Below are 24,948 nucleotides of genomic sequence, written 5' to 3' on the forward strand. Positions count from 1 at the left end.
GGACCCGGCCACGGCCCGGCTCAGGCGATCAGCCGGGCGACCATCTCGGCGACGCAGGCGGGCTTGGCCTCGCCCTCGATCTCGACGGTCCAGCGCACCACGGCCTGCTTCCCGCCGGGCACGTCGGTGACCTCGGCCAGGTCGGCACTGCCGCGCACCCGCGAGCCGACCTTCACCGGCTGCGGGAAGCGCACCTTGTTGAGGCCGTAGTTGATGCCCATCTTCAGGCCGTCGACCCGGTAGATCTCCGGGCCGAACATCGGGATGAGCGACAGCGTGAGGAACCCGTGCGCGATGGTGGCGCCGAACGGGCCCTGCGCCGCCTTCTCGGCGTCGAGGTGGATCCACTGGTGGTCGCCGGTGGCGTCGGCGAACAGCTGCACCCGGTCCTGGCCGATCGTGTGCCAGTCGCTCTCGCCGAGGTGCTCGCCGACCGCGCCGGCGAATTCGGAGATGTCGGAGAACACGCGCACGGCCATCAGTCCTTCGGCCCGCCGGCGACATAGATAACCTGGCCGGAGATGAAGCCGGCGCCGTCGCTGACCAGGAACGAGGCCAGGTTCGCGATGTCCTCGGGCGTGCCGACGCGCTGCACCGGGATCTGCGCGGCGGCCGCGGCCTTGAACTCCTCGAAGCCCATGCCGATCCGCTCGGCCGTCGCGGCGGTCATGTCCGTGGCGATGAAGCCCGGCGCGATCGCGTTCGCGGTGACGCCGAACTTGCCCAGCTCGATGGCGAGGGTCTTGGTGAAGCCCTGCATGCCCGCCTTGGCCGCGGAGTAGTTGACCTGGCCGCGGTTGCCCAGCGCGGAGGTGCTGGACAGGTTGACGATCCGGCCCCACTTCTCCTGCGTCTGGTACTTCTGCACCGCGCGCGCCATCAGGAACGAGCCCTTGAGGTGCACCCCCAGCACGGAGTCCCAGTCCTGCTCGGTCATCTTGAACAGCAGGTTGTCGCGGGTGATGCCGGCGTTGTTGATCAGCACCGTCGGCGCGCCGAGCTCTTCGGCCACGCGGGTGACGGCGGCGTCCACCTGCTCGGCGTCACTGACGTCGAGCGGCACGCCGACGGCCTTCCCGCCGTCGGCGGCGATCGCTTCCGCGCCTTGTTTCACCCCGGCCTCGTCCAGGTCCAGCAGGCCGACGGCGAACCCGTCGGCGGCGAGCCGGCGCGCGACCGCGGCGCCGATGCCACGGCCGGCCCCGGTCACGATGGCCACGCGGGAGGGGGAATCGGTCACGGGGAACTCCTCGTCGTTGAGAAAGAGCGGTTTCCGCTGCTGCCGGGACCGGGCACGCCGGCCGGGAGGGTCCTCCGGTGCCCCGCCCCGCGAGCCGCGGTCGTGGTGCCCGGATCGTAGCCAACCGGCGCCGCCGTCGCCCGGGGCAGCGGCGGTAAGCGTACGCTTATCATGCGATTTGCGCGAGGGCTTCCGGCTCGCCGCGGCGGTGCGGCTACTTGCGGTGGATCCGGCAGCTGGGCTCGAGAAGCTCGATCCCGCCGGCCTCCTGGCCGCGCATCAGGTACACGGCCAGGTCCTCCCGTCCGGCCAGGGGAGCGAGGTCGACGTCGGTGCTGTCGTAGAGCCAGAGGTGCCGGAGCGCGGGAAGATCCCGCAGCGGCGCGAGGTCGGGCAGCGGATGGTGATCGGTGAGGCGGAGCGTCTGCAACGCCTTCATCCCGCGGAGGGGTTCGAGGCTTTCGACGGCCGAGCCGGAAAGGTCGAGCAGTTCCAGATCGGCCAGCGCGGACAGCGGCGCCGGGTCCAGTTCGGGGCTGTCGCGCAGCCAGACCCGCTGCAGGGTGCCGGCCCAGCGCGGCAGGCGCGTGATGTCGGACAGGTCCCGGCAGCGGTGCAGGCCGAACCACTGGGGGTGGTCGAGGAAATCGAGCGGGGCGAGGTCTCGCAGTCCGTCGACGTCGCGCAGGCCGACGAGCTCCAGCCGGGTCAGCCGGCCGAGTTCGGGGAGCATCGCCGCGTCCCCGAAGCGGGCGAGTTGCAGCCCGGTGAGCCGGGGCAGGGCCCCGAGTGCGGCGTAGCCGGTGGCGGGGGTGAGCAGATCGAGCCGGGTCAGCGTGCGCGCCGGCTCGAGCTGCGTCAGATCGAGCGGCTCGGCGCGCGGGCCGCCGTGCAGGATCGCGAGGAACTCCAGGTTGGCCGACGCGAGCGGGGTGAGATCGGTCAGCGCGGGGTCCAGCACGGTGAGACCGCGCAGCCGGGGCAGCGACCGGATGAATTCCCAGTCGCCGTGCCCGTCGCCGAACTGGCAGACCAGCTGTCGCAAGGCGCTCAGCCGGTGCAGCGCCGGGGTGACCACGGGGTCGTCGATGCGGAGGTAGCCGTGGCCCAGCGGCGAGGTGCCCAGCGGTGATTCGGCCAGCACCTGCCGGGCGTAGCGGTCGACGTCGAACCGCGGCCAGGCCCGGATCAGCTCGATCCGGACGGGCCGCTGAGTGTCGCCGCGGAACCGCGCGATGAGGGCGAGCGCCGCGTCACCGCCGATCTCGGCGGCGGCCTCGATGGTCGCCGCGATGGCGCCGGGGGTCTCCGGCTCCGTCTTGGCGAGCAGGTCGAGCACGAACTCGCCGGCCGACGCCACCATGCGGGCGTTGCGGGAACTGCGCGGCGGCAACAGCGTCGCGGTACGCCGTTCGATCTCCGCGCGCAGGGTCCCGCTCAGCTCGGGCGAGGTCTCCAGGCAGGCGAGCGCGAGAAGCTGCAACTGATTGCGTTGCCGGGTACTGCTTTCCGTGCGGAGGATCCCGTACAGCAGCTCTTCGCGTTGCCGCGCGCTCGCGTGTCCCGCCGCCATGACCACGACCTCGTGCCAGTGGTCGGAGCCGGCGTTGCCGACCAGCACCCCGATGTCGTCGGACTCGACGGCCGCCTTCGCCGCGAGGTACTCCTGGAAGCTGCGGTGCACGAAGTCCACCTGGCCGACGGTGGGCTCACGCAGCAGGCCGCTGCGTTCGAGCAGGTGCCGGAAGACCTCGTCCGGGCCGGCGTGGACCTGCGGCATCCCCGCCAGCTTGGTCCGGACCCGGTCCACGATGCGGGCGCTCCCGGCGCCGGACCAGCCATTTCGGACCAGCCAGTACGCGATGTCCTGGAGCAGAAGGGTTTGCTCGATGCGGGAAAGCCCGTTCGGCGGAACGATCCCGCGCTCCTTGTCCCTTCGCTCCAGCAGCAGGTGCAGGGAGATCTCGTAGAGCTCCATGCGGTTCTCGGGCAGCTCGGCCCGGCGGTCGCGGTGCAGGGCGCACAGCAGCGCGCACAACAGGGGGTTCTGCACGATGCGGCGCAGTCCCCGCCGCGCCGCGATCGCCGCGACCAGCTGCCGCTCGAACTCGTCGAGCGCGGTCCGCTCCTCGTTGTCCAGGGACTGCGCCCGCATCGCGTCGTGCCACTGGTGCACGAACGCGGTCACGTCGCGCTGCTCCATGGGCTGGAGTTCGGCGCCGACGAAGTGCTCTTCCCGCAGCCACTTCGCGTCGACCGAGCCGGGCCGCGAGGTCACCACGTACCGGGCGGCCGGGAACGCGTTGATGAGTTCCTTGAGCCACTCGGCCGCCTCCTGCCGGCGGGACGGCGCCAGCTCGTCGACGCCGTCCACGAGCAGGACCGCGCGCCCGGAGCGCAGCTGCCGGTGCACCCAGCCGTCCGGCATCTCGTCGGCGATGTGGCGCCCGACCCCGGTCAGGAACTGTTCGGGAGCCGGGAAAGGCTCCGACACGTAACGCCGGAGCCGGAGGAAAAACGGCACGACGTCGCCCCAGCCGGCGACGCCGTCCAGGTCGCCCTGCGCACAGCGGACGCTGATCCATTGCAGCAGCGTGGTTTTGCCCGCTCCCGCGTCACCGCGGATGAACAGCCGCTTCGTCCGCGGCAGCAGCTCCTCGATCCGGGTGACGCCCCCGGCGGCCGGCTGCTCTTCGTCGAAGGAATCAGCCGGCGCCGGGAGCGCGCCTTCGGCCAGGACGCCCAGGCTGAGATAGGCCACGGACAACGGGTACCGCCGGCTCGACTCGCCGATGGTGGCGCCGAAGACCGTCATCCGGTCCAGCGCGGTGACGACCTGGCGCCGGTAGTCGGCCTCGAAGTCCTCGCCGTCGCGGGACTGCGGCAATCGCGTCAGCACTTCGCGCAACAGGCCGAGGACCTGGGTGTCGCGCCGCAGCAGCTCGGTCAGCGCCCCGGCCTCGAACCGCGGCAGCGTGGTGACGATCTGCACCAGGTAAGCGCAGCACTCCCGGAGCACTCGCTGGTAGAACTCGGTGGCGTCGGCCGACAGCAGCGCCCGTTCGGGCACGCCGGGCACGGCGCGGACCAGGGAGCGGTACAGGAACCGGGCGTCGAGGTCGGCGGTGAAGAGGTCGAGGTCGGACAGGGCGGCGCCGGTGAAGGTTTCGGTCACCGCGTCGAGCGCGGCCAGCCGCTCGGACTCCGGGACCCCGCGGAACTCGTGCTCTGCCAACGGCGCCAGCCGCTCGGCGACGATCTCCTCCATCTGCTCGAACGTCCGCCGCAGCCGGCGCTGCTCGACCGCGCCGGTGACCCGGGCGGTCAGCAGGTCGACGGCCTGTGCCGTGGCGTCGGCGGCCACCTGCCGATCGCCCATCCAGACCTTCGCCGCGCTCTTCACGATCGATGCCCCGAGCGCGAGCAGGACGCCTTCGAGACCGCTCACCGTCAACCCCCCGTCGCCGGCCTTCGAGGCTAGCGGCGCGGGCTGGTGACCGGCCAGTGCCCCGGCCGATTCGTCTAACCTCTCGATATAACTTGACAGGTTAAGTCGGTAGGTTCACCCTTGATCCCGGGGCGAGCCGGGAGAAGGCCGATGCAGATCGCGAAGATGTGGCGTTATCCGGTGAAGTCGATGCTCGGCGAAGAGGTCGCGGAGGCCGGCTTCGCGGCGAGCGGAGTCGACGGCGACCGCCGATTCGCCCTGATCGACGACGTGACGGGTCTGGTCGCCACGGCCAAGCATCCGCGGCTGTGGCGGGACCTGCTCAAGTTCTCGGCCGCGGCGGGCGGCGGCGGCGCGCGGATCACTTCCCCGTCGGGCTGGACCCTCGACGCCGGGGACCCCGCGGTGGACGGACTGCTTTCGACCGCGTTGGGGCGATCGGTCCGGATGTCCGCCGAGCGGCCCGAGGCCGCCACCGTGGAGCGTCCCGCGCCGGAAGACGTGCTGGCGCAAGGGGTCGAGGCCGAAGTGGCGGCCGCGACCCTGGAGATCGGGCAGGGCTCGCCGGGGTCGACGTTCGTCGACTACGCCCCGGTGCACCTGATCACCACGGCCACGGTCGGCGAGGTCGGCACCGAACACGTGCGGTACCGGCCGAACCTGCTGATCGAAACCCCGCCCGGCACCCGCCCGCACGTCGAAAACGACTGGGTCGGCGGGGAAGTCCGCCTCGGCGGCGAGGTGGTCCTGCGGATCGTCCTGCCGACGCCGCGGTGCGCGGTGCCCACGCTGGAGCACGGCGGGCTGCCCCGCGACCCGCACGCCGTTCGCGCCCTGCTGGCCGGCAACCGGGTCGACGTGCCCGGCTTCGGTGTCCTGCCCTGCGCCGGCTGTTACGCGGAAGTCGTCCGAGGCGGGCTGGTCCGGGTCGGCGACGCCGTGGTTGTTACGAATCCCTGACCGCCTCGCGGCGACCCGCCGCCGGACCCCTCCGGACCCTTAGGCTCCGGTGGTCGTCCGAGGAGGTCACCCTGCTTACGTTAGCGCTGATCGGGCTGGTCGGAGGCCTGATCACGGGCATTTCCCCTTGTGTGCTCCCGGTCCTGCCGGTCCTGTTCATGACCGGCGGCGCGGGCGCGGAGCCGAGCCGGCGGCGGCCGTTCCTCATCGTCGCCGGGCTGGCGCTGAGCTTCACCTTCGTCACGCTGCTCGGCACGCTGGCGCTCGCCGCGCTGCACCTGCCCGGGGACGTGCTGCGGTGGGCCGGGCTCACGGTGCTGGTCGTGCTCGGCGTCGCGATGATGTTCCCGCGCGTGCAGGACCTGCTGGAACGGCCGTTCGTGCGGCTGGGCCGGAAATCGGTGCCGGGGCAGCGGGGCGCGTTCGTGCTCGGGCTCGCGCTCGGCACGGTGTACGTGCCCTGCGCCGGCCCCGTGCTCGCCGCGATCACGGTGGCCGGGGCGACCCGCACCATCGGGGCCTCCACGGTCGCGCTGACCGTCGCTTTCGCTGTCGGCACGGCGATTCCGCTGCTGTTCTTCGCGCTGGCCGGGCATCGGGTGGCCGAGCGGGTCAAGGCGTTCCGGGACCGGCAGCGCCGGGTCCGGTTCGTCTCCGGCCTGGTGGTGATCGCGCTGGCCGTGGCGCTCACCTTCAACATCACCGACGTGCTGCAGCGCGCCGTGCCCGACTACACCGCGGGCCTCAACCAGGCGCTCGGCGCGGACCGGCTGGGCGGCGGCAACCTCCAGCAGTGCCGGCCCTCCGACGACCTCCAGGACTGCGGGACCACTCCGCGGACCGCCGGGATCAGCCGGTGGCTCAACACCCCCGGCGGGAAACCCCCGGCGCTGCAAGGAAAAGTCGTGCTCTACGACTTCTGGGCCTACTCCTGCATCAACTGCCAGCGCGCCATCCCGCACGTCGAGGCGTGGTATCAGCGCTACCACGACGCGGGCCTCGAGATCGTCGGCGTGCACACCCCGGAGTACGCGTTCGAGCAAGTGCCGGCCAACGTCGCCGACAGCGTCGCGCGCCAGCACATCTCCTACCCGGTGGCGATCGACAACGACTACGCCACCTGGAACGCGTTCGGCAACCAGTCCTGGCCGGCCGAATACCTCTCCGACGCCACCGGCCAGGTCCGGCACGTGTCCGTCGGCGAAGGCGACTACGACGGCACCGAATCCCTCATCCGCGACCTGCTCACCGCGGCCCAGCCGGCGCAGACCCTCCCGCCCCGCACGGACCTCCCGGACACCACCCCGGCGAATCCCTTGCAGACGCCCGAAATCTACCTGGGATCCAGTCGTGGTGGCAGCGAAGACGTGACGCGGCACGGGGAGTGGACCGCCACCGAGGAGTACCTCGCCGCCGGCAAGGGCGCCTCACTCACGCTGGACTACAACGCCGCCACGGTTTACCTCGACGTCGGCGGCACGGGCACCGTGACCGCCACGGCCGGCGGCGTCACCCGCAGCTTCGCGGTGTCCGGCACCCCGGACATCCACCCGGTCGTCCAGACGCCGACGCCGAACCAGGGCACCGTGACCCTGACGCTGAGCCCCGGGCTGCAGGCCTATTCGTTCACTTTCGGCTGACCGGCGGCTCTTCCGACTCGCGCCGGGTCAGCACCAGCGGCCCGTCCTCGGTGATGGCGACCGTGTGCTCGGAGTGGGCGGTGCGCGAGCCGTCGGCCGAGCGGATGGTCCAGCCGTCCTCGTCGTAGCTGATCCGGTCGGTGGTGCGCGCGAACCACGGTTCGAGCGCGAGGGTCAGGCCCGGCCGGAGCTTCAGGCCGCGGCCCGGCCGGCCCTTGTTGGAGACGTGCAGGTCCTCGTGCATGGTGCGGCCGATGCCGTGCCCGCCGAACTCGGTGTTGACCGGGTAGCCGTAATCCTCCGCCACCGCGCCGATCGCCGCGGAGATGTCGCCGAGCCGGTTGCCGGGGCGGGCCGCCTCGATCGCCGCCTCCAGCGCTTCCTCGGTGGCGCGGACGATCCGCTGGTCCTCCTCGGCCGGCGTGCCGACGATGACCGTGCGCGCCGAGTCGGCCGCCCAGCCGTCGATCATCACCGCGAAGTCCGCGGTGAGCACGTCGCCGTCGCGCAGGACGTAGTCGTGGGGCAGGCCGTGCAGGACCGCGTCGTTGACCGACAGGCAGATGACGTTGCGGAACGGGCCCTCGCCGAAGGACGGCGAGTAGTCCCAGTAACACGACTCCGCGCCGCGCCGCTTGATCATGCCGCGCACGTGGTGCTCCAGGTCCATGAGGTTGACGCCCACGTCGGCGATCCGGCCGACCTCCGAGAGCACCTCGGCGACGAACCGCCCGGTCACGTGCATGCGCTCGATCTCCGCCGGCGTCTTCATTTCGATCACGAAAACCTCGCGTACCTCAGGGTGTCGGTATAGTTATACCGAGCACCTTAGCAGTTATCGGTATAACTATACCGGTACGAGTAAGGTCGCCGTCGATGAAGATATCGAGTGCGCCCCTGGCCGCCGCGGGGCGCGGGGCGGCGAGCGCGTTGTGGCAGACGGTCGCCGGGGGCGGCGGGCCGGCGGCGGCGCCCGGCCGGGCCCACCGGGCGCTGATCGGGCTGATCGCGGTCCTGGCCGGGGTGCTCGCGTTTTTCCCCCACGGCCGCGCCGAGGTGGGCGCCCTGTTCCTGGCCGTCGCGCTCACCGCGTTCTCCGTGGCGCTCACGCTGGTGCACCCGTTGTGGGCCTGGCGGGTGCTGATCGTCGTGGTGGCGCTGGCGAACCAGTTCTACGGGGACCACGCGCGGTTCGGCTGGCCGTGGTCCGGCGGCCTCGCGCTGGCGGCCGTGCCGGTGCTCACCGCGGTCGGCCGCAACCAGCGGCCGGGGGTGCTGGCCTGGGTGTGGCTGATCTCGGCCGGGGTCAGCGCCCTCCACGCGAACGTCCGTGACGAGCTGGCGCCGATCGCCGTGCTGCTGGCGATACCGCTGGCGTTCGGCTGGCTGGTCTCGCGGCTGCGCGGCACCCAGCGCGACCTGGCCGAAGAGGCCGCGCGCCGGGCGGTGCTGGAGGAGCGCACCCGGATCGCCCGCGAGCTGCACGACGTGGTCGCCCACCACATGTCGGTGCTGGCCATGCGCGCGGACTCCGCGCGGTACCGGTTCCCCGGGCTGGACGACGGGCTGCGCGAGGAGTTCCAGGCCATCCAGGACACCGCGCGCACCGGGATGACCGAGATGCGGCGCCTGCTGGGCCTGCTGCGGGACGGGCGGGCCCAGCCGGAAACCGAGCCCCAGCCCGGCGCCGAGCGGATCGAGGAGCTGGTGGAACGGGTCCGCGCGGCGGGCACCGACGTCCGGTTCGAGCGCCGCGGCGAGTACGGCGGCCTGCCCGACGGGGTCGCGCTTTCCGCGTACCGGATCGTCCAGGAAGGACTGAGCAACGCGGTGCGGCACGCGCCCGGGGCGCCGGTCGAGGTGTCGGTGCGCATCGGCCCGGGCGAGCTGCGGCTGACCGTGCGGGACAGCGGCGCGGCCACGGGCGTGCCGGAGGACACCGCCGGCCGCGAGAAACACGGCCTGCTCGGCATGCGCGAACGGGCGGCGGCGCTCGGCGGTACGTTCACCGCGGGGCGGCGGGACGGCGGCGGGTTCGCGGTCACCGTGACCGTCCCGCTCGACTAGCCGGACCCAGGGGGAGACAACGATGGCCGTGACGGTCGTGATCGCCGACGACCAGACGATGGTCCGGCAGAGCTTCCGCGCGGTGCTGGACGCGCAGCCGGACATCGAGGTGGTCGGCGAGGCGGCCACCGGCGCCGAGGCCGTCGCCGCGTGCCGGCGGCTGCGGCCGGACCTGGTGCTGATGGACATCCGGATGCCGGAGCTGGACGGGCTGGCCGCCACCCGGCAGCTCCTCGGCGGGGACCGCGAATCCGGGCCCCGCGTGCTGATGCTGACCACTTTCGACGCGGACGAGTACGTCTACGGCGCGCTCGGCGCGGGCGCCAGCGGGTTCCTGCTGAAGGACTCCCCGCTGGACGACCTGGTCGCCGCGGTGCGGATGGTGGCCGCGGGCAACGCGTTGTTCGCCCCCGCCGTCACCCGCCGGGTGATCGCGGGCTTCGCCGGGCGGCGGCCGCGGACCCAGGACGTGACCCGGCTGGCCGGCCTGACCGCGCGCGAGCTGGAGGTGCTGCGGCTGATCGCGCAGGGACTGTCCAACGTGGACATCGCCGGGCGGCTGGTGATCGCCGAGCAGACGGCCAAGACCCACGTCAGCCGGGTGCTGGGCAAGCTGGGCCTGCGCGACCGCGCGCAGGCGGTGGTGCTGGCCTACGAGGCCAAGCTGGTGGTGCCGGGCGAGTGATACCCCGGTAGCACGAGCCGCGGGGCATGCTACCGGGGAGGCAGCCGAAGATGGCTCTCCGGCCCGACGACCGGACGGCCGTTCCTGCCTAGTTTTCCCTTGTGGACCAAGGGAAAAAGGCTTCGATCGCACTGCTCGCGGTGATCGCCGGGCTGACCGCGATCGCCGGCTGCCGCTGGCTGTACGGTCTCCCGCTGGGCGTGGACAGCACGGTGTACCGCGCCGGGGCGCTGGCGGTCCTGCGTGGACAGCCGCTCTACGACCCGTTGCTCGCGCTGGACCCGGAATCGGCGCTCGAGCTGCCGTTCACCTACCCGCCCAGCGCGGCGCTGCTGTTCCTGCCGCTGGCGCTGTTCCCGGCGCAGCTGGTGTGGCTGCTGTTCGCGGTGGGCACGGTGCTCGCCCTGTGGTCGGTGCTGCGCCGGTTTTCCGGGACCCGGCCGGTGCTGCTGCTCGTCCTGCTGGCCGTGCTGGAACCGGTGTGGCGCTCGATCGGGCTGGGCCAGGTCAACGCGCTGCTGATGGCCCTGGTGGTGTGGGATGTGCTGCCGTCCCGGGACCGCCGTTACGGCGGGGTGCTGATCGGGCTGGCCGCGGCGGTGAAGCTGACCCCGCTGATCTTCATCCCGCACCTGTTCCTGACCGGCCGCCGCGCCGACGGATTCCGCGCGCTGGCGGCGTTTTCCGGCGCGAGCGCGATCGGGGCGCTGGTCCTGCCCGGCGATTCGGCGCGGTACTGGACCTCGGCGGTGGTGGACAACCGCAATGCCGGCTCCGTCGGCTGGGTGGGCAACCAGTCGCTGCACGGGATGCTCGCGCGGTTCGGCGTGACGTCGATGGCCTGGTACGCCGCGCTGGCCGCGCTGTGCCTCCTGCTCGGCGCGTTGCTGGTGCGCGAGTTCCACCGTCGCGGCGATCCGCGGGCCGCGCTGCTCGTGACGGCGGGCTGCGCACTGCTGGTCAGCCCGATTTCCTGGACGCACCACTGGATCTGGGTGGTGGCGCTGGCCGGTTACCTCGCGGGCCGGCGGGCGGCGCCGGCCGGGGCCGCGGCGGTCTTCACCGGCCTGGCGACGGCTTCGGTGCCCGGCGGGGGCCACCGCGAGCTGTCCTGGAGCCCGATCCAGATGGTCCTCGGCAACGCCTACGTCCTGGCCGCGCTGGCCGCGGGCGCGGTCCTCACCGTCCGGCTGCTGATCCGGCCGGGTGGCCGCGACCGGACCAGCCGCGACCGGCTCTCGGCGAAGCACTGAGAGCCGCACGAGCCCCCGTCCGCGGCTACTGCGTTCGGCTGAAAGCCCGGCGGGTCCGGGTTCGCCCGGTTGCCCCGCGGGGCTACTCTCGGTGCGACTGCTGTCACGCACTCAGGAGGGTCCTGCAAATGCCGTCGAACGATGTCGCCGACCCGAACACCCCGGTCGGCGTCGACCAGAAGCGGGCCAGCGTCGCGCGCGTCTACGACTACCTGCTGGGCGGCAAGGACAACTACGAGATCGACCGCAAGACCGGCGACGAGATGGCCGCGGCCCTGCCGGACGTCATCGAGGTGGCCCGCGAGAACCGGATGTTCCTGGTCCGCGCGGTGCGGTTCCTGGCCAACCAGACCGGCGTCACCCAGTTCCTCGACTGCGGCTCCGGCCTGCCGACCGCGGAGAACGTGCACCAGGTCGCGCAGCGGATCAACCCGCTGACCAGGGTGATCTACGTCGACAACGACCCGCTGGTCACCGCGCACGGCCGGGCCCTGCTGGAAGAGAACGAGTTCACCCGCTACGTGGAGGGCGACGTCTTCGACCCGCGCAGCATCCTCGACAACGAGACCACGCGCAGCCACCTGGACTGGAACCGGCCGCTGGCGCTGTCGTTCGTGGCGACCCTGCACCACCACAAGGGTGACCGGCACGCGCCGGCCGAGGTCATGCGCGAGTACATCGACGCGCTGCCGTCGGGCTCGTACGTGGTCATCTCGCACCTGCTCGACCCGGAAGAGCCCGCGGACAGCGACGCCGCCCACCAGCTCTCGGACGCCGTCGCCCGCGGCTCGCTCGGCGGCGCGACCTGGCGCACCCAGGCCGAGATCGCGGAGCTGTTCGGCGAGCTGGAGCTGGTCCCGCCGGGCATCGTGCCGCTGTACCAGTGGTGGCCGGACGGCCCGCAGCTCAAGCCCATCGGCGTCGCGCACCGCATCATCGCCGGTGGCATCGGCCGCAAGCCCTGACCTTTCCGCCGCCGTCGTGTTCCTCTGTGGACAGACGCGCGCCGGTCAGGGGCGGGCGGGGCGGCGGCGGGGCCGGGACGACGGGGCTCGCCGCGGGAGTTCGGGGGCGGGCAGGCGCAGCAGGCCACCGAGCCGGCCGGGGCCGAGCGTGCGCAGGGCCGCCGCGGCCTCGGGCTCGTGGCGGGCGGCGTTGGCCAGGATCCCGAACAGCAGTGTGGTGACGACCAGTGAAGTGCCGCCGTAGGACACCAGCGGGAGCGTGACGCCGGTGACCGGCAGCAGGCCCACGACGTAGCCGATGTTGATCGCCGCCTGGGTGGTCAGCAGCACGGTGAGGGTGCCGGTGACGATCCGGATCCACGGGTCCCGGTTGCGCAGCGCGATCCGGAGCCCGACCACCGCGACCGCGGCGAACAGCGCCAGCACCACCGCACAGCCGACGAAGCCCAGCTCCTCGCCGATCAGCGCGAAGATGAAGTCGTTCTGCACGTTCGGCAGGTAGTTCCACTTCGACTGCCCCTGGCCGAGGCCGAGGCCGAACAGGCCGCCGTCGGCGAGGGCGTACTGCGCCTGGCGGGCCTGGTAGGCGGCGCCGCTGTAGTCCTGGTCGGGGGAGAGGAACGACAGCACGCGAGCCAGGCGGTACTGCGCGACCAGCGCGAGCACCAGGATGCCGGCGAGGCCGCCGGCCAGCAGGATCGCGAACAGCCGTTTCGGGGCGCCGGCGAACCACAGCAGCGCGAGCACCACCACGGCCAGGGTGATGGTGCCGCTCAGGTTCGGCTGCGCCATCACCAGCGCCACGGTCAGCAGGGCCGCGGGCACCAGCGGGACCAGCAGGTGCCGCCACTGGTGCAGCACGGCGGCCTTGGTGACCAGGATGTGCGCGCCCCACAGGGTGAGCGCGACCTTGGCGATCTCCACCGGCTGCAGGGAAAACGGGCCGAGGACGAACCACCGCTGCGCGCCGTCCGCGCTGGCGCCCAGCGGGGTGAGCACCAGCACCAGGCCCGCGAGACCGGCCACCATCGCGCTCGAGGCGGCCCGCCGGAGCCGCCGCAGCGGCAGGCGCAGGCCGATCCAGAAGGTCACCCCGCCGAAGCCGACGAACATCAGCTGCTTCAGGAACTGCGAGTAGACCCCGCCGCCGGTCAGCGGATTGCCCGAGGACACCGACGAGGCCGACAGCACCATGATCACGCCGAGCAGCACGAGCATCCCGCACAGGGCCAGGATCAGGTGGAACGAGGCGAGCGGGCGCGAAAGCCACGCCGTCAGGGCCGCGGGGATGGCGCGGGGCCCGCTTTCGGCGGGCTTCCCCTTTTCCCGGCGGGCCGGGGCCGGCGGCGCGGGAGGTGTGCCGAAAACCACGTCACGGCCGTGTTCACGGCGCATACCGGCCGGGCGTGAAATGGGCACGGAGCGACGATATACGGATGTTCCTGAGTGGACGCTGAGTGAAAGCCAGGTGTGCCGGGCGGCCGGGTAAGAACGGGCAAAATCGCAGAGTATGCTCCGCTGGTCGCCGTTCACTCTTTAGTGGATACGCTGGTGTGCGTAGCATCACGGCAACCGAAATGGCTTTGCGGAGTCGTCGACCGGGTCTGGGGCCGATCGTCCGTTTTCCCTGTGACCAAAGGATTATCGGCGTCGGATCTGGGTGATTCCCCCTAGCTCCGGTGCTACCGTCGGTGGCCGGTCCTGGGGGAGAATTGTTCAAGGGAAGGTAATCCGTGTCGGTTGAAGAGCGGGAAAGAAGGCTGGATACCGCACCCGCCGAGTGGGTTGGGGAAAGTGGTTCCGCGGTCTATTCCGGTGTTGAACCGCCGCCGTCGCGGACCCTGCTGAGCGTGCTGGGCGAATCGGTTTCCCGGTACCCGCAAGCGCCCGCGCTCGACGATGGTGAACAACTGCTGTCCTACGCCGGGCTGGATCGTGAAGTCCGGCGGCGCGCGGCCGTGCTGCGTGACGCGGGAGTGCGGGCGGGCGATCGCGTCGGGGTGCGGATCCCGTCCGGCACGGCCGAGCTGTACGTCGCCATCCTCGCGGTGCTGGCCGCCGGAGCGGCGTACGTCCCGGTCGACGCCGACGATCCGGACGAGCGGGCCGAGCTGGTCTGGCGCGAGGCTCAGGTGTACGCGGTGCTCGGCGCGGGCGAGAAAGTCGAGCTGCGGCACGGAAACCAGCTCGGTGGCAACGGAGCCACGCCGAGCCCGGAGGACGACGCGTGGATCATCTTCACCTCCGGTTCCACCGGCCGGCCCAAGGGCGTCGCGGTGACGCACCGGGCGGCGGCCGCGTTCGTCGACGCCGAGGCCCGGCTGTTCCTGCCGTCCGCCCCGATCGGCCCCGGCGACCGCGTGCTGGCCGGGCTGTCCGTCGCGTTCGACGCCTCGTGCGAGGAGATGTGGCTGGCCTGGCGCAACGGGGCCTGCCTGGTCCCGGCGCCGCGCGCGCTGGTGCGCACCGGGGCGGACCTGGGCCCGTGGCTGCGGCGCCGCGGCATCACCGTGGTCTCGACGGTGCCGACGCTGGCCGCGATGTGGCCGGTCGACGACCTCGCCGCCGTCCGGCTGGTGATCCTCGGCGGTGAGGCCTGCCCGCCGGAGGTGGTGCGCCGGTTCGACGACGGCGTGCGCGAGGTCTGGAACACCTACGGGCCCACCGAAGCCACGGTGGTCTCCTGTGCCGCCCGGCTGCGGGCCGGCGAGCCGGTGGGCATCGGGCTGCCGCTCGACGGCTGGCGGCTGGCCGTGGTCGACGCGGCGGGCCTGCCCGTGCGCTGGGGCGAGACCGGCGAGCTGGTGATCGGCGGCGCCGGGCTGGGCCGGTACCTCGACGCGGTCAAGGACACCGAGAAGTTCGTGCCGCTGCCCGCGCTCGGCTGGAACCGCGGCTATCGCAGCGGGGACCTCGTGCGCGCGTTGCCGGACGGGCTGGTGTTCCTCGGCCGCGCCGACGACCAGGTCAAGCTCGGCGGCCGGCGGATCGAACTGGGTGAGATCGAGGCGGCGCTGCTGGAGCTGCCCTCGGTCGCGGCGGCGGCCGCGGCCGTGCGGCGGACGGCCGGGGGAATCGACGTCCTGGTCGGCTACGTCGTCGGAAAGGGCGCCTTCGACCAGGCGGCGGCCACGCGCCTGCTGCGGGACCGGCTGCCGGCCGCGCTGGTGCCGCGCCTGGCGGTGCTGGCGGACCTGCCGACGCGGTCCTCGGGCAAGGTGGACCGGGACGCGCTGCCCTGGCCGTTGCCGCGGGCGCGCGAGGCGGCCGTCCGCACGGATCTCGACCGCGACACCGCCCGGCTGCTCGCCGTCTGGAGCGAGCTGCTCGGCGTCGAGGCCGGCCCGGACGACGACTTCTTCGACCTCGGCGGGACCAGCCTCGCCGCCGCGCGGCTCGTTTCCGTGCTGCGTCAGCACCATCCCGGGATCTCGGTGGCCGACGTCTACCGTCATCCCACCCCGGCCCGGCTGTCCACTGTGCTCGGTGCCGGGTCCGGCGAAACGGCCGGGCCGTCCCGGACCTTCGACCGGACACCCCGGTATTCCGGCTGGATCCAGTGCGCGATCCAGCTCGTCCTGCTCGGTTTCGGCGGCGTGCGGTGGCTGCTGGTGATCGCCCTGATCGGCAACCTGCTGCCCCTGGTCGTCGCCGAGTCTTGGCTGCCGACCATGTCGTGGTGGGCGCTGATCCCGGCGTGGCTGGTGCTGTTCAGCCCGGCCGGCCGGATGCTGCTCGCCGCATTCGGGGCACGGGTGTTACGCGGACGGATCGTGCCGGGGGAGTACCGCCGCGGTGGTCGGGCGCACCTGCGGCTCTGGGCAGCGGAACGGTTCGCCGCGTCGTTCGGGCCGGCCGCGATCACCGGAACTCCGCTCGCGGCCCGGTACGCGCGGCTGCTCGGCTGCTCGGTCGGCGCCGACACGGACCTGCACTCACCGCCGCCGGTGACCGGGCTGGCCACGTTCGGCGACGGCTGCGCGGTCGAGCCGGAGGCCGACCTGGCCGGGTGGTGGCTCGACGGCGACGTGCTGCACGTCGGCGAAGTCCGCGTCGGCGACCGGGCCCGGGTCGGCGGGCGGAGCACCCTGCTGCCCGGCGCCGCGCTCGGCGCGGACGCCACGCTGCTGCCCGGCAGCTGCCTCGGCGGCGTCGTGCCGGACGGAGCCACCTGGGGCGGCTCGCCCGCGGCGTCGCACGAGCGCCCGTCCGACGACCTCTGGCCGGCCGCACCGCCCTCGCGTTCCCGCGGGTGGGCCGCGCTGTACCTGGTCAGCGGCGCACTGCGGGCACTGCTGCTCACCGCCGCCGCGGTGCCGCCCGCGGTGCTCGCGGTACTGGCCCTGCCCTCGGGCACGACCTTGGGCACCGCCATGGCCGACCTGCTGTGGTGGGTGCCGCTGATGGTGCTGGCCGGGCTGCTCGGCCACGCGCTGCTCGTGCTGGCGCTGACCCGGCTCGCCGGCGCCGCGGTCAAGCCGGGGGTGCACCCGGTGCACAGCCGCGCGGGCTGGGCCGCCTGGCTCGTGCACGACCTGATGGACCTGGCGCGGCGGACCCTCTTTCCCTTCTACGCCAGCCTGTTCACCCCGGTCTGGCTGCGCTGCCTCGGCGCGCGCGTCGGCCGTTCGGTCGAGGCGTCGACGGTGCTGGCGCTGCCCGGGATGCTGCGGGTGGCGGACTCGGCGTTCCTCGCCGACGACGTGCTCGCCGCGCCGTACGAGCTGCGCGGCGGCTGGCTGCGGGTCGGGCCGGCCGAGGTCGGCGCCCGCGCGTTCGTCGGGAACTCGGGCATCGTGGGACCCGGCCGGTCCGTCGGCCGGGGCGCGCTGATCGGGGTGCTGTCCGACACCCCGGAGCAGGTCCCGGACGACAGCTCGTGGCTCGGCCGCCCGCCGATGCGGCTGCGGCGTGAGGCCGACACCCCGGACCCGGCGCGGACTTTCGCCCCGCGCAAGGTCTTGCGGGTCGCCAGGGCCGCCGTCGAGCTGTGCCGGATCGTCCCGCTGATCGTGGCCGGGCTGCTGGGCACCGCGACCTTCGCCGCGTTCGACTACCTGTACGAAAGCGCCGGCTTCTGGCTCGCCGCCGCGGCCGGCGGCTTGGTGCTGACCGTGTCGGGCCTCTGCGCCGGCCTGATCACCACGGGCGCGAAGTGGTTGCTGGTCGGGCGTTTCCGCGCCGGGCGGCATCCACTGTGGAGCTCCTTCGTGTGGCGCAACGAGCTGTTCGACGTGTTCGTCGAGACGCTCGCGGTGCCCTCGCTGGTCCAGCCGTTCTCCGGCACGCCGGTGCTGAACTGGTGGCTGCGCAGCCTCGGCGCCCGGATCGGCCGCGGGGTCTGGTGCGAGAGCCACTGGCTGCCCGAGCCCGACCTGATCGCCATCGGCGCGGGGGTGAGCGTGAACCGCGGCTGCGTGCTCCAGACCCACCTGTTCCACGACCGTGTGATGCGCCTCGAGCCGGTGACCCTCGACCCCGACTCGACCCTGGGCCCGCGCACGATCGTGCTGCCGGGCAGCCACGTCGGCCCCGCGGCCACGATCGGCGCCGGCTCGCTGGTGATGGCCGCCGAAGCCGTGCCCGGGCACAGCCGGTGGCAGGGCGCGCCCATCGCCCCGCAGCGGTAGGTTCGCCGGGTTGTCCGGTTAAGCTGGCGCCATGGGCGATGGGGTTGAGACGGTGACGGCGGCGCGCTGGGCCGAAGTGGTCAGTTACGTGCGGCTCCGCTACGAGGTCCTGGAAGAGGTCGAGAGCTGGGTGCGGTTCCGGCTCGACACCGGGAACGGCCGGACCCAGCAGGTCACCGTGCACCTGGTGCCGGACCTCGACGGGACGGCGTGGGCCGAGATCTCCTCGCCGGTCGGCTGGGCCGACCGCGTCGACCTGCGGCGGCTGCTGGAGCTGGTCGGCTCGTCGAACGTCGGCGGGGCCGCCGTGGTGGACGGGATCGCGCTGGTCAAGCACACCGTGCCGCTGGGCGCGCTGGACCTGGAGCTGGAGTTCGAACGGCCGCTGCTGTCGGTGGTGACCCGGGCGGACGAGCTGGAGCAGGAGCTCTCCCAGGCCGACGCGTTCTGAGCGCCGTTCAGCCGCGTTGACGCGCGGGCGCGGCCAGAGCCGCCAGCGCGACGAGCTCGGTGAGCGCCATCCCGCGTTCGACCAGTCCGAGCGGGATGATCTCCCACCAGCGCCCGCCGGCGGTGGCGGCGACGGCGATGGCGCCGAGGATGATCGCGAACCAGGCGAGCGAAAGCACGGCCAGCAGCCGGGCGGCGAAGCGCCGCCGGGGTGAGTGGGGGAACGTCGTGCGCGCGGCGAGCAGGACGGCCAGCGGCAGGCAGACGAACGCGAGCACGCTGGCGGCCCGGTGGAGCGTGCCGCCGGCGCCGGAATCGGCGCCCGCGGCCCAGTCGGTCTTCGGGAACGCGACGATCACCAGCAGCCCGATCGTCCACAGCCCCCCGAAGATCGCGGAGACGGTCGGCAGCCGCCGTTGCAGGCGCAGGACCGCGAGGCTGACGGCCGAGCCGAGGGCCACCAGCACCACGGCGAGGTCGAAGACCCATTTGTTCTCACTGAGGCCGTACTCACTGATCGTTCGGCGGGTGACGCTGATCTGGTCGGTCGGCGGCACAAGCCCGAGCACGAGCACGCCCACCGCGCCGAGACCGAGCGCGACGATCCCGGCAATCGCGAGCCGATCCGGACGGCGATCCTGCGCGAGGGCGGTCATCCACCGAGATTAGCCAAGCCGGGTTCGGGTCCGTGTGAGCGGAAGATCCGTTCGGCCGGGAGCCGTGAGCCGTGAGCCGGGAGCCGGGAGCCGTGGGGCGGGAACCGGGTCCGCTCGTGCTGCCAGGTCGTGTCCGAGCGGGACTGCCGCTCGTGTGGCCCGGCTGGCTTGGGTGCGAGGGTGCCGCTCGTGTGGCTCGGTTGGTCTGTGTGCGGGGGTGCTGTTCGCGTGGCTCGGTTGGCTTGGGCGCGGGGGTGCTGTTCGCGTGGCTTGGTTGGCTTGGGCGTGAGGGGTCTCTCTCGTGTGGCTTGGTTGGCTTGGGCGCGGGGGTGCCGCTCGTGTGGCTTGGTTGGCTTGGGCGCGGGGGTCCCGCTCGCGTGGCTCGGTTGGCTTGGGCGCGGGGGTCCCGCTCGTGTCGCTCGGTTGGCTTGGGCGCGAGGGTGTCGCTTGGCTGGCTTGGGCGCGAGGGTGCCGCTCGTGTCGCTCGGCTGGTCTGTGTGCCGAGGGTCCTGTTCGCTCCGCTCGGTCGGCCTGCGCGGGATGGTCCCGCTCGCGGCTGAGCGGGGATGCCGCCGCTCGCGCTGCCCGGCCGGTCTGCGGCGAGAGCGCCGGTCCAGAGCGAGACCGCGCCCGTTACGCCGCCCGTCCGCTTCCGACCACCTGGCCGCGGACCGTGCGCAGGGCGTTGTGGTCCACAGTGGACGGTTCGGCGGAGAGCCAGCCGCCGATCTCGTGGAGGAACTGCTCCGGGGTCATCGGCGGGCCGGGTTCGCCGTCGGGGTCGGCTGTGGTGACCTCGCCCTCGCGGCTGGGGTACACGATCATCGCGCCGCGCAGGGCGACGCCGGGCAGCAGTTCGCGGTAGGCGTCGAGGCTCTCGGCCAGGTGGCTGCCGCCGCCGCGGAAGGCTCGGCCGTTGCGCAGCAGGCGGCCGTCTTCGGCGGTCTCGTAATGGCCGGGCAGCCAGAGCTTCGATTCGACGAGCACCAGGCGCTTGCCGCACAGCACGGCGTGGTCGACGTCGGCGAACACCGAGCCCGGCCAGGACAGGCCGTGGAAGATGCGGGCCCCGGGCAGCCGGGTGAGGTACCGCTCGAGCAGGTCGGCGGTGAGCCGCTCCGCCAGCTCGTCGGCCTCCACGCCCGGGTGGCCGAACACGGGAGTGCCGCCGAACTCCTCGGCGAATTCGCTGCGGGCCTTGCGCGCCGCGAGGTAACCGCGGGCGAGGCGCTGGACCAGCAGCGCGGTGCCCGCGGTGAGCAGCAGCCAGACGATCAGCACCGGCGGCGTGAAGTCCACCCCGGCGAGCAGCGGCAGCAGCACGAGCACCATGCCGGCGACCGCCGCGACCACGGGCGTGTGCCCCGGCCCGCGGCGGCGGCCGTGCCGCATGCGGGTGTCCTCACCGGCGAACACCCACCAGTCGAGGTCCTCGGGGGCCAGGTCCAGCGGCTCCGGCACGAAGCCGGGCTCCTCGCTGAACCGCCGCCGCTTCGGCCGCGCGGCCGGGCGCGTGTGCACGGCGGGGATGCCGGCGTCGTACCCGGTGCGACGGCGGGGGTCACTCAGCGTGTCGTAGGCCTCGCGGAGCAGCTGGAACGTGCCGACCGTGCCCCCGGCGTCGGGGTGCAGCGTCTTGGCGAGCCGCCGGTAGGCCGCCTTGACCTCCGCGGGCGAGGCCGTCTTCCCCACGCCCAGCACCGCGTAGTAGTCGACTTCGGGCACGACGCGTTCCACCTCCGGATGGCTGGCGCGGCAACACTATGGGGTCCCCGATCGGCGCCGCCAACCGCCTCCGCGGCGCGCCGGGGTGAATCGGTTCCGCCCGCTTGCCCGGAGGGGCCGTCCCGAGGGAACGCCCCGGTACGCCGAGTGTTCAGTGACCACAGTGGACAGTCGTGGATGGGTCCGTTCCGGTGTATCGGTCCGGCCTTGACGGTGACTGTCGGTGGTTGCCGGTCGCTCGATCGGGTTCGGGAACCGCCCAGCAGACTCGGGGACGTGCGGAAACTCAAGGCCGCCCGCCGGCCGGAGATCGTCGGGGCGGCGGTGGAGCTGGCCGCCGAACGCGGTCCGGCCGCGGTGTCGATGCGCTCGGTCGCGGCCCGGCTCGGGCTCACGCCGATGGCGCTGTACGGCTATTTCCGCGGCAAGGACGACCTGCTCGACGCCGTCGCCTGCCACCTGATGGGCCTGCTGCCCGAGCCGGGCGCGGAACTCCCGCCGCTGGAACGGCTGCGGCGGCTCGCCGGGGGACTGCGCGATCTCGCCCGGGCGCATCCGGCGTTGGCGGGCTTGCTGTTCACCGCCGGCGCGTCCGCTGCCGACGAGGCGCTGGTGGTCACCGACCGCTGGTACGCGGCGCTGCTCGACGCCGGTGTGCCGGCCGCGGACGTGCCCCGCCTGGAGCGGCTGCTGACCACGTTCGTGGCGGGGTTTGTGCTGTCCGAGGTCGAGGGGCGGTTCGCCGCGGCCCGCCGGGCCGCACGGTCGCGCCGGGCTCGCTTCGCCCCCGCCGACCTGCCGGGCCACCACCGCCTCGGCACCCGGCTCGACCCGGACGTCGCCTGGGACACCGAGTTCGGCGACGACCTGACCGCCCTGCTGGGCGTCGTCGAGGCCGCCGCCCTGCGGGACTCGTGAGTGTTCCGGACGGTTCCAACCGGGCGGAACACTCACGAGTCTTCAGGCGCGGCGCGGCTCGCGGCGGTCGAACACCAGCTCGCGGGCGGTGCCGAGCGCGGTGGTGATCGCGCCGGCCAGCACGGCCTCCGAGCCCAGCTGCCCGGCGATGATCTCCGCGGCGAACGGCGTCGTCGCGGCGAGGGTGCGGCGCATCGGCTCGGCGAGCAGGTCCGCGTTGCCGCCGATGCCGCCGCCGAGGACGATCAGGCCGGGGTCGAGCACGGCCGTCACCGCGGCCACCACGTGCGCCAGGTGCACGGCTTCGGCCTCGACCACCTGCCGGGCCAGCGGATCGCCTTCGCGCGCGAGGCGGAAGACGTCCTTCGCCGTACGGGCCTTGCCGACCCCCAGCTCGCGGGCGTGCGCGACCACGGCGTGCGCCGCCGCGGCGTCCTCCATCGGGCCCGGCCGCTTGGCGCGGGCGCCGCCGGAGCCGACCGGCAGGTCCGCGATCTCGCCGGCCGCGCCGTGGGCGCCGCGGAACAGCCTGCCGTCCACCAGCACGCCCATCCCGATGCCGGTGCCGACGGTCAGGCACACCAGCACGTCGACCCCCAGCGCGGCGCCGAGCGCGTGCTCGCCGACGGCGCACAGGTTCGCGTCGTTCTCCACCACCAGCTGCGAGCCGTGCGCGCCCAGCTCGTCGGCCAGCTCGTGCAGCAGGCCCTTGCGCTCCCAGCCGGGCAGGTTCGGGGCGCGGTGCACGGTGCCGGTGCGCGCGTCCGGGATGCCCGGTGTGCCGACGACCGTGGCGACGACGTCCCCCGGCGCCAGCCCGGCCGCCGCCACCGTCCGCGAGACCGCCTCGCTGACCGTCCGCACGAGCGCGCCGGCCGAACGGCAGCGGTTCGGCTCGTCGAGCCGCGCGACGATGCTGCCGTCGAGATCCGCGACGGCCACGCGGATCGAGCGCCGCCCGATGTCCACCCCCGCCACGTGCCCCGCCTCGGGCGCGGCCCGGTACACCACGGCCGCCCGCCCCGGCCCGGACAGGCTGTGCCCGGCCGCCCGGACGAGCCCGTACTGCTCCAGATCGAGCAACGCCTGCCCGACGGTGGGCTTCGACAACCCGGTGTCCCCGGCGATCTGCGGGCGGGTCGCCTCACCGTGGTCGCGCAGCCGCTGCAGCACCAGACGCTGGTTCAACGCCCGCATACTCGCGGGCGTCCCGACTTGCGGCGCGGGCCCGAGCGGCCGCCCCGTCTCCGTCGCGGTGATCGCTCGCAGCTCGCGCGCCATGCGTCCTCCTTGCGCCCCATTTTCTTGCGCCCCATTGTTCGCGCCGCTGCCCGGGCTTCGCGGTGTTTGCCCGGCTTGTGCGCCGGTGGTCGCGCCGTTGCCGGGCGTCCGTGGCGTTTGCTCGCCTTGTGTCCCGTTGCCCGAGCCACTACCCGGCACCGGCCCTCGCGGCGCTGTCCGGCCGCCGTGTGCCTCGTTGTCTGTGCCGCTGCCCGGGCTGCGTGGCGTTTGCCTGGCTTGTGCCTCGTTGTTCGCGCCGTTGCCGGGCGTCCGTGGCGTTTGCCCGCCGTGTGCCCCGTTGCCCGAGCCACCACCCAACCCCCGCCGCGCCCTACGTCCGCCTTGCGTTCCACCATTCGCGCCGCCACGGCCCGCCGGATCTGGGGCCGGGGGTGACACTGGGTCCCGTGTCACCGCCGCCACCTGCGGCTCGTCCCCTCCCGCACCGTCCGCTGCCACGCTCTCCCCGTCCTCGCTTCGCTCGTGTTTCCACAACTTTACAAACGGATCCCTTCCGGCCCCGTACATCTTATGTTAAGAAGCTTTACTAACTATCGGATGGAGGCACGACGTGAGCTCACCCACCCGTTCGGGGGGCCCGGGGGCGGCGGACCTTTCGCCCACCGGCCTCGAACGCAAGATCGGGCCGCTGCAGGCGACGGCGATCAACATGACGCAGATGTGCGGGATCGGCCCGTTCGTCACCATCCCCGCGATGGTCGCGACCATGGGCGGCCCGCAGGCGATGTTCGGCTGGATCATCGGCGCGATCATCGCGCTGGCCGACGGCCTCGTGTGGGCCGAGCTCGGCGCCGCGCTGCCCGGCGCGGGTGGCACGTACGTCTACCTTCGCGAGGCGTTCCAGTACCGCACCGGGCGGCTGATGCCGTTCCTGTTCGCGTGGAGCGCGGTGCTGTTCATCCCGCTGATCATGTCCACCGGCATCATCGGGCTGGTCCAGTACCTCGGCTACCTGATCCCCGGCGTGACCGACGACGCCGGCACCACCCCGCTCGGCAAGGTCATCGGCATCGCCGTCGTCCTGGTGATCGTGCTGGCGCTGTTCCGCCGCATCGGGCAGATCAGCAAGCTCACCACCGGGCTGTTCGTCATCATGCTGTTCGCCGTGCTGGCCGTGATCGTCGCGGCCTTCTCGCACTTCAGCGGCGCGCAAGCGTTCGCCTTCACGCCCGGCGCGTTCGGCTCGGGCGGCGCGTTCTGGGGCGGCCTCGGCGCCGGCCTGATCATCGCGATCTACGACTACCTCGGCTACAACACTTCCGCCTACCTCGGCGGCGAGGTGCGCAACCCCGGCCGGACGCTGCCCCGCTCGATCATCTACTCCATCCTCGGCATCATGTCGCTGTACTTCCTGCTCCAGGTGGGCGTGCTCGGCTCGATCCCGTTGGAGGAGCTGAAGAGCGCGACGTCGGTCGCCTCGAGCGTGCTGGAACAGGCGTGGGGCACGGTCACCGCGAAGGTGATCACCGTCTTCATCGTCATCGCGGCGATCGGCTCGGTGTTCGCGGGTCTGCTCGGCGGCTCGCGCGTGCCGTTCGAAGCCGCGCGCGACAAGGTTTTCCTGCCGGTCTTCGCCAAGCTGCACCCGCGGCTGAACCTGCCCACCGCGGGCGTGCTCACCATGGGCGTGATCACCGCGATCGGCTCGCTGTTCACCCTGACCGACGTCATCAACGCCGCCGTCACGGTGCTCGTGATCATCCAGTCACTCGCGCAGGTCGCCGCCATCGTGGTGCTGCGCCGCCGTCAGCCTCGATTGGACCGGCCGTACCGGCAGTGGCTCTACCCGGTCCCGACGATCATCGCGCTCGCCGGCTGGGTGTACATCTACGTCTCGGCCACCTGGCTCTCGATCATCCTGTCCGTGGCGTGGATCGTGCTCGGCGTCGTCGCCTTCTTGATCTACGCGGCGGCCGAGAAGGCGTGGCCGTTCGGGCCGAAGGACATCCGCGAGGCGTTCGCTTCGCCGCACACCACCAGTGAAGGGGCTGAGGCATGAGGAAACCGCC

18 protein-coding genes are annotated in these 24,948 nt (G+C 72.8%); 10 read left to right on the forward strand and 8 right to left on the reverse strand.

Features of this window, described 5'->3' with window-relative positions:
* Positions 1–20 precede the first annotated feature (20 nt).
* The 3 genes from BMY97_RS08260 to BMY97_RS08270 form a co-directional block, all read right to left on the reverse strand.
* Entirely contained in the window at positions 21–479 is a 459-nt protein-coding gene (locus tag BMY97_RS08260; RefSeq protein WP_425425240.1) for a MaoC family dehydratase, read from the reverse strand.
* A complete protein-coding gene (fabG, locus tag BMY97_RS08265) occupies positions 479–1,240 on the reverse strand; it encodes a 3-oxoacyl-ACP reductase FabG (RefSeq protein WP_091614985.1) in 762 nt (253 codons plus the stop codon). Before fabG ends, BMY97_RS08260 begins: the two co-directional genes overlap by 1 nt.
* 214 nt (positions 1,241–1,454) lie before the next feature.
* Entirely contained in the window at positions 1,455–4,688 is a 3,234-nt protein-coding gene (locus BMY97_RS08270) for an NACHT domain-containing protein (RefSeq protein WP_245787216.1), read from the reverse strand.
* 150 nt (positions 4,689–4,838) lie between these two features.
* Between BMY97_RS08270 and BMY97_RS08275 the strand changes: the two genes are divergently transcribed.
* Together BMY97_RS08275 and BMY97_RS08280 are read left to right on the forward strand one after the other, a co-directional pair.
* A complete protein-coding gene (locus tag BMY97_RS08275) occupies positions 4,839–5,648 on the forward strand; it encodes an MOSC domain-containing protein (RefSeq protein WP_091614988.1) in 810 nt (269 codons plus the stop codon).
* A gap of 95 nt (positions 5,649–5,743) precedes the next feature.
* Positions 5,744–7,288: a cytochrome c biogenesis protein CcdA gene (locus BMY97_RS08280; RefSeq protein WP_483860478.1), complete on the forward strand. Its 1,545-nt coding sequence runs from the start codon at positions 5,744–5,746 to the stop codon at positions 7,286–7,288.
* Here BMY97_RS08280 and map read toward each other — a convergent pair.
* Positions 7,275–8,069 (reverse strand): type I methionyl aminopeptidase, encoded by a 795-nt coding sequence (gene map / locus BMY97_RS08285; RefSeq protein ID WP_091614991.1) that lies wholly within the window; start codon positions 8,067–8,069, stop codon positions 7,275–7,277. The genes BMY97_RS08280 and map overlap by 14 nt on opposite strands.
* A 95-nt stretch (positions 8,070–8,164) precedes the next feature.
* Between map and BMY97_RS08290 the strand changes: the two genes are divergently transcribed.
* The 4 genes from BMY97_RS08290 (at position 8,165) to BMY97_RS08305 (ending at position 12,258) form a co-directional block, all read left to right on the forward strand.
* Entirely contained in the window at positions 8,165–9,355 is a 1,191-nt protein-coding gene (locus BMY97_RS08290; protein ID WP_091614994.1) for a sensor histidine kinase, read from the forward strand.
* 22 nt (positions 9,356–9,377) lie between these two features.
* Positions 9,378–10,040: a response regulator gene (locus BMY97_RS08295; RefSeq protein WP_091614997.1), complete on the forward strand. Its 663-nt coding sequence runs from the start codon at positions 9,378–9,380 to the stop codon at positions 10,038–10,040.
* A gap of 101 nt (positions 10,041–10,141) precedes the next feature.
* Positions 10,142–11,293, forward strand: a complete 1,152-nt coding sequence (locus tag BMY97_RS08300) for a glycosyltransferase 87 family protein (RefSeq protein WP_091615000.1) — start codon at positions 10,142–10,144, stop codon at positions 11,291–11,293.
* A 128-nt stretch (positions 11,294–11,421) separates the two neighbouring features.
* Positions 11,422–12,258, forward strand: coding sequence for an SAM-dependent methyltransferase (locus tag BMY97_RS08305; RefSeq protein ID WP_091615003.1), 837 nt, complete (start codon positions 11,422–11,424; stop codon positions 12,256–12,258).
* Positions 12,259–12,303: 45 nt separating this feature from the next.
* Here the strand turns inward: BMY97_RS08305 and ftsW are convergent, their stop codons facing one another.
* On the reverse strand, positions 12,304–13,653 hold the full coding sequence (ftsW, locus tag BMY97_RS08310) for a putative lipid II flippase FtsW (protein ID WP_091615006.1): 1,350 nt from the start codon (positions 13,651–13,653) through the stop codon (positions 12,304–12,306).
* Positions 13,654–14,111: 458 nt separating this feature from the next.
* On the opposite strand from ftsW, the gene BMY97_RS08315 reads away from it, so the two are divergent.
* Complete coding sequence (locus BMY97_RS08315) at positions 14,112–17,888, forward strand: Pls/PosA family non-ribosomal peptide synthetase (protein ID WP_425425249.1); 3,777 nt, start codon at positions 14,112–14,114, stop codon at positions 17,886–17,888.
* A gap of 31 nt (positions 17,889–17,919) precedes the next feature.
* Positions 17,920–18,339: a hypothetical protein gene (locus BMY97_RS08320; protein WP_091615013.1), complete on the forward strand. Its 420-nt coding sequence runs from the start codon at positions 17,920–17,922 to the stop codon at positions 18,337–18,339.
* Between the two features lie 7 nt (positions 18,340–18,346).
* Here the strand turns inward: BMY97_RS08320 and BMY97_RS08325 are convergent, their stop codons facing one another.
* Positions 18,347–18,994, reverse strand: coding sequence for a DUF998 domain-containing protein (locus tag BMY97_RS08325; protein ID WP_091615016.1), 648 nt, complete (start codon positions 18,992–18,994; stop codon positions 18,347–18,349).
* Positions 18,995–19,627: 633 nt separating this feature from the next.
* On the reverse strand, positions 19,628–20,719 hold the full coding sequence (locus tag BMY97_RS08330) for a J domain-containing protein (protein WP_091616163.1): 1,092 nt from the start codon (positions 20,717–20,719) through the stop codon (positions 19,628–19,630).
* A gap of 276 nt (positions 20,720–20,995) precedes the next feature.
* Here BMY97_RS08330 and BMY97_RS08335 point away from each other — a divergent pair, with 276 nt between their 5' ends.
* The gene (locus BMY97_RS08335) at positions 20,996–21,637 is read left to right on the forward strand and encodes a TetR/AcrR family transcriptional regulator (RefSeq protein ID WP_245787218.1); all 642 of its coding nucleotides are present in this window, start codon (positions 20,996–20,998) and stop codon (positions 21,635–21,637) included.
* A 42-nt stretch (positions 21,638–21,679) separates the two neighbouring features.
* Here BMY97_RS08335 and BMY97_RS08340 read toward each other — a convergent pair whose 3' ends face one another.
* On the reverse strand, positions 21,680–22,918 hold the full coding sequence (locus BMY97_RS08340; RefSeq protein WP_245787219.1) for an ROK family transcriptional regulator: 1,239 nt from the start codon (positions 22,916–22,918) through the stop codon (positions 21,680–21,682).
* Between the two features lie 571 nt (positions 22,919–23,489).
* On the opposite strand from BMY97_RS08340, the gene BMY97_RS08345 reads away from it, so the two are divergent.
* A complete protein-coding gene (locus BMY97_RS08345) occupies positions 23,490–24,938 on the forward strand; it encodes an APC family permease (RefSeq protein WP_091615021.1) in 1,449 nt (482 codons plus the stop codon).
* Positions 24,939–24,948: the final 10 nt, after the last annotated feature.

It is taken from the genome of Amycolatopsis saalfeldensis (assembly GCF_900110575.1).
In the GTDB taxonomy this organism is placed as follows: Bacteria; Actinomycetota; Actinomycetes; order Mycobacteriales; family Pseudonocardiaceae; genus Amycolatopsis; species Amycolatopsis saalfeldensis.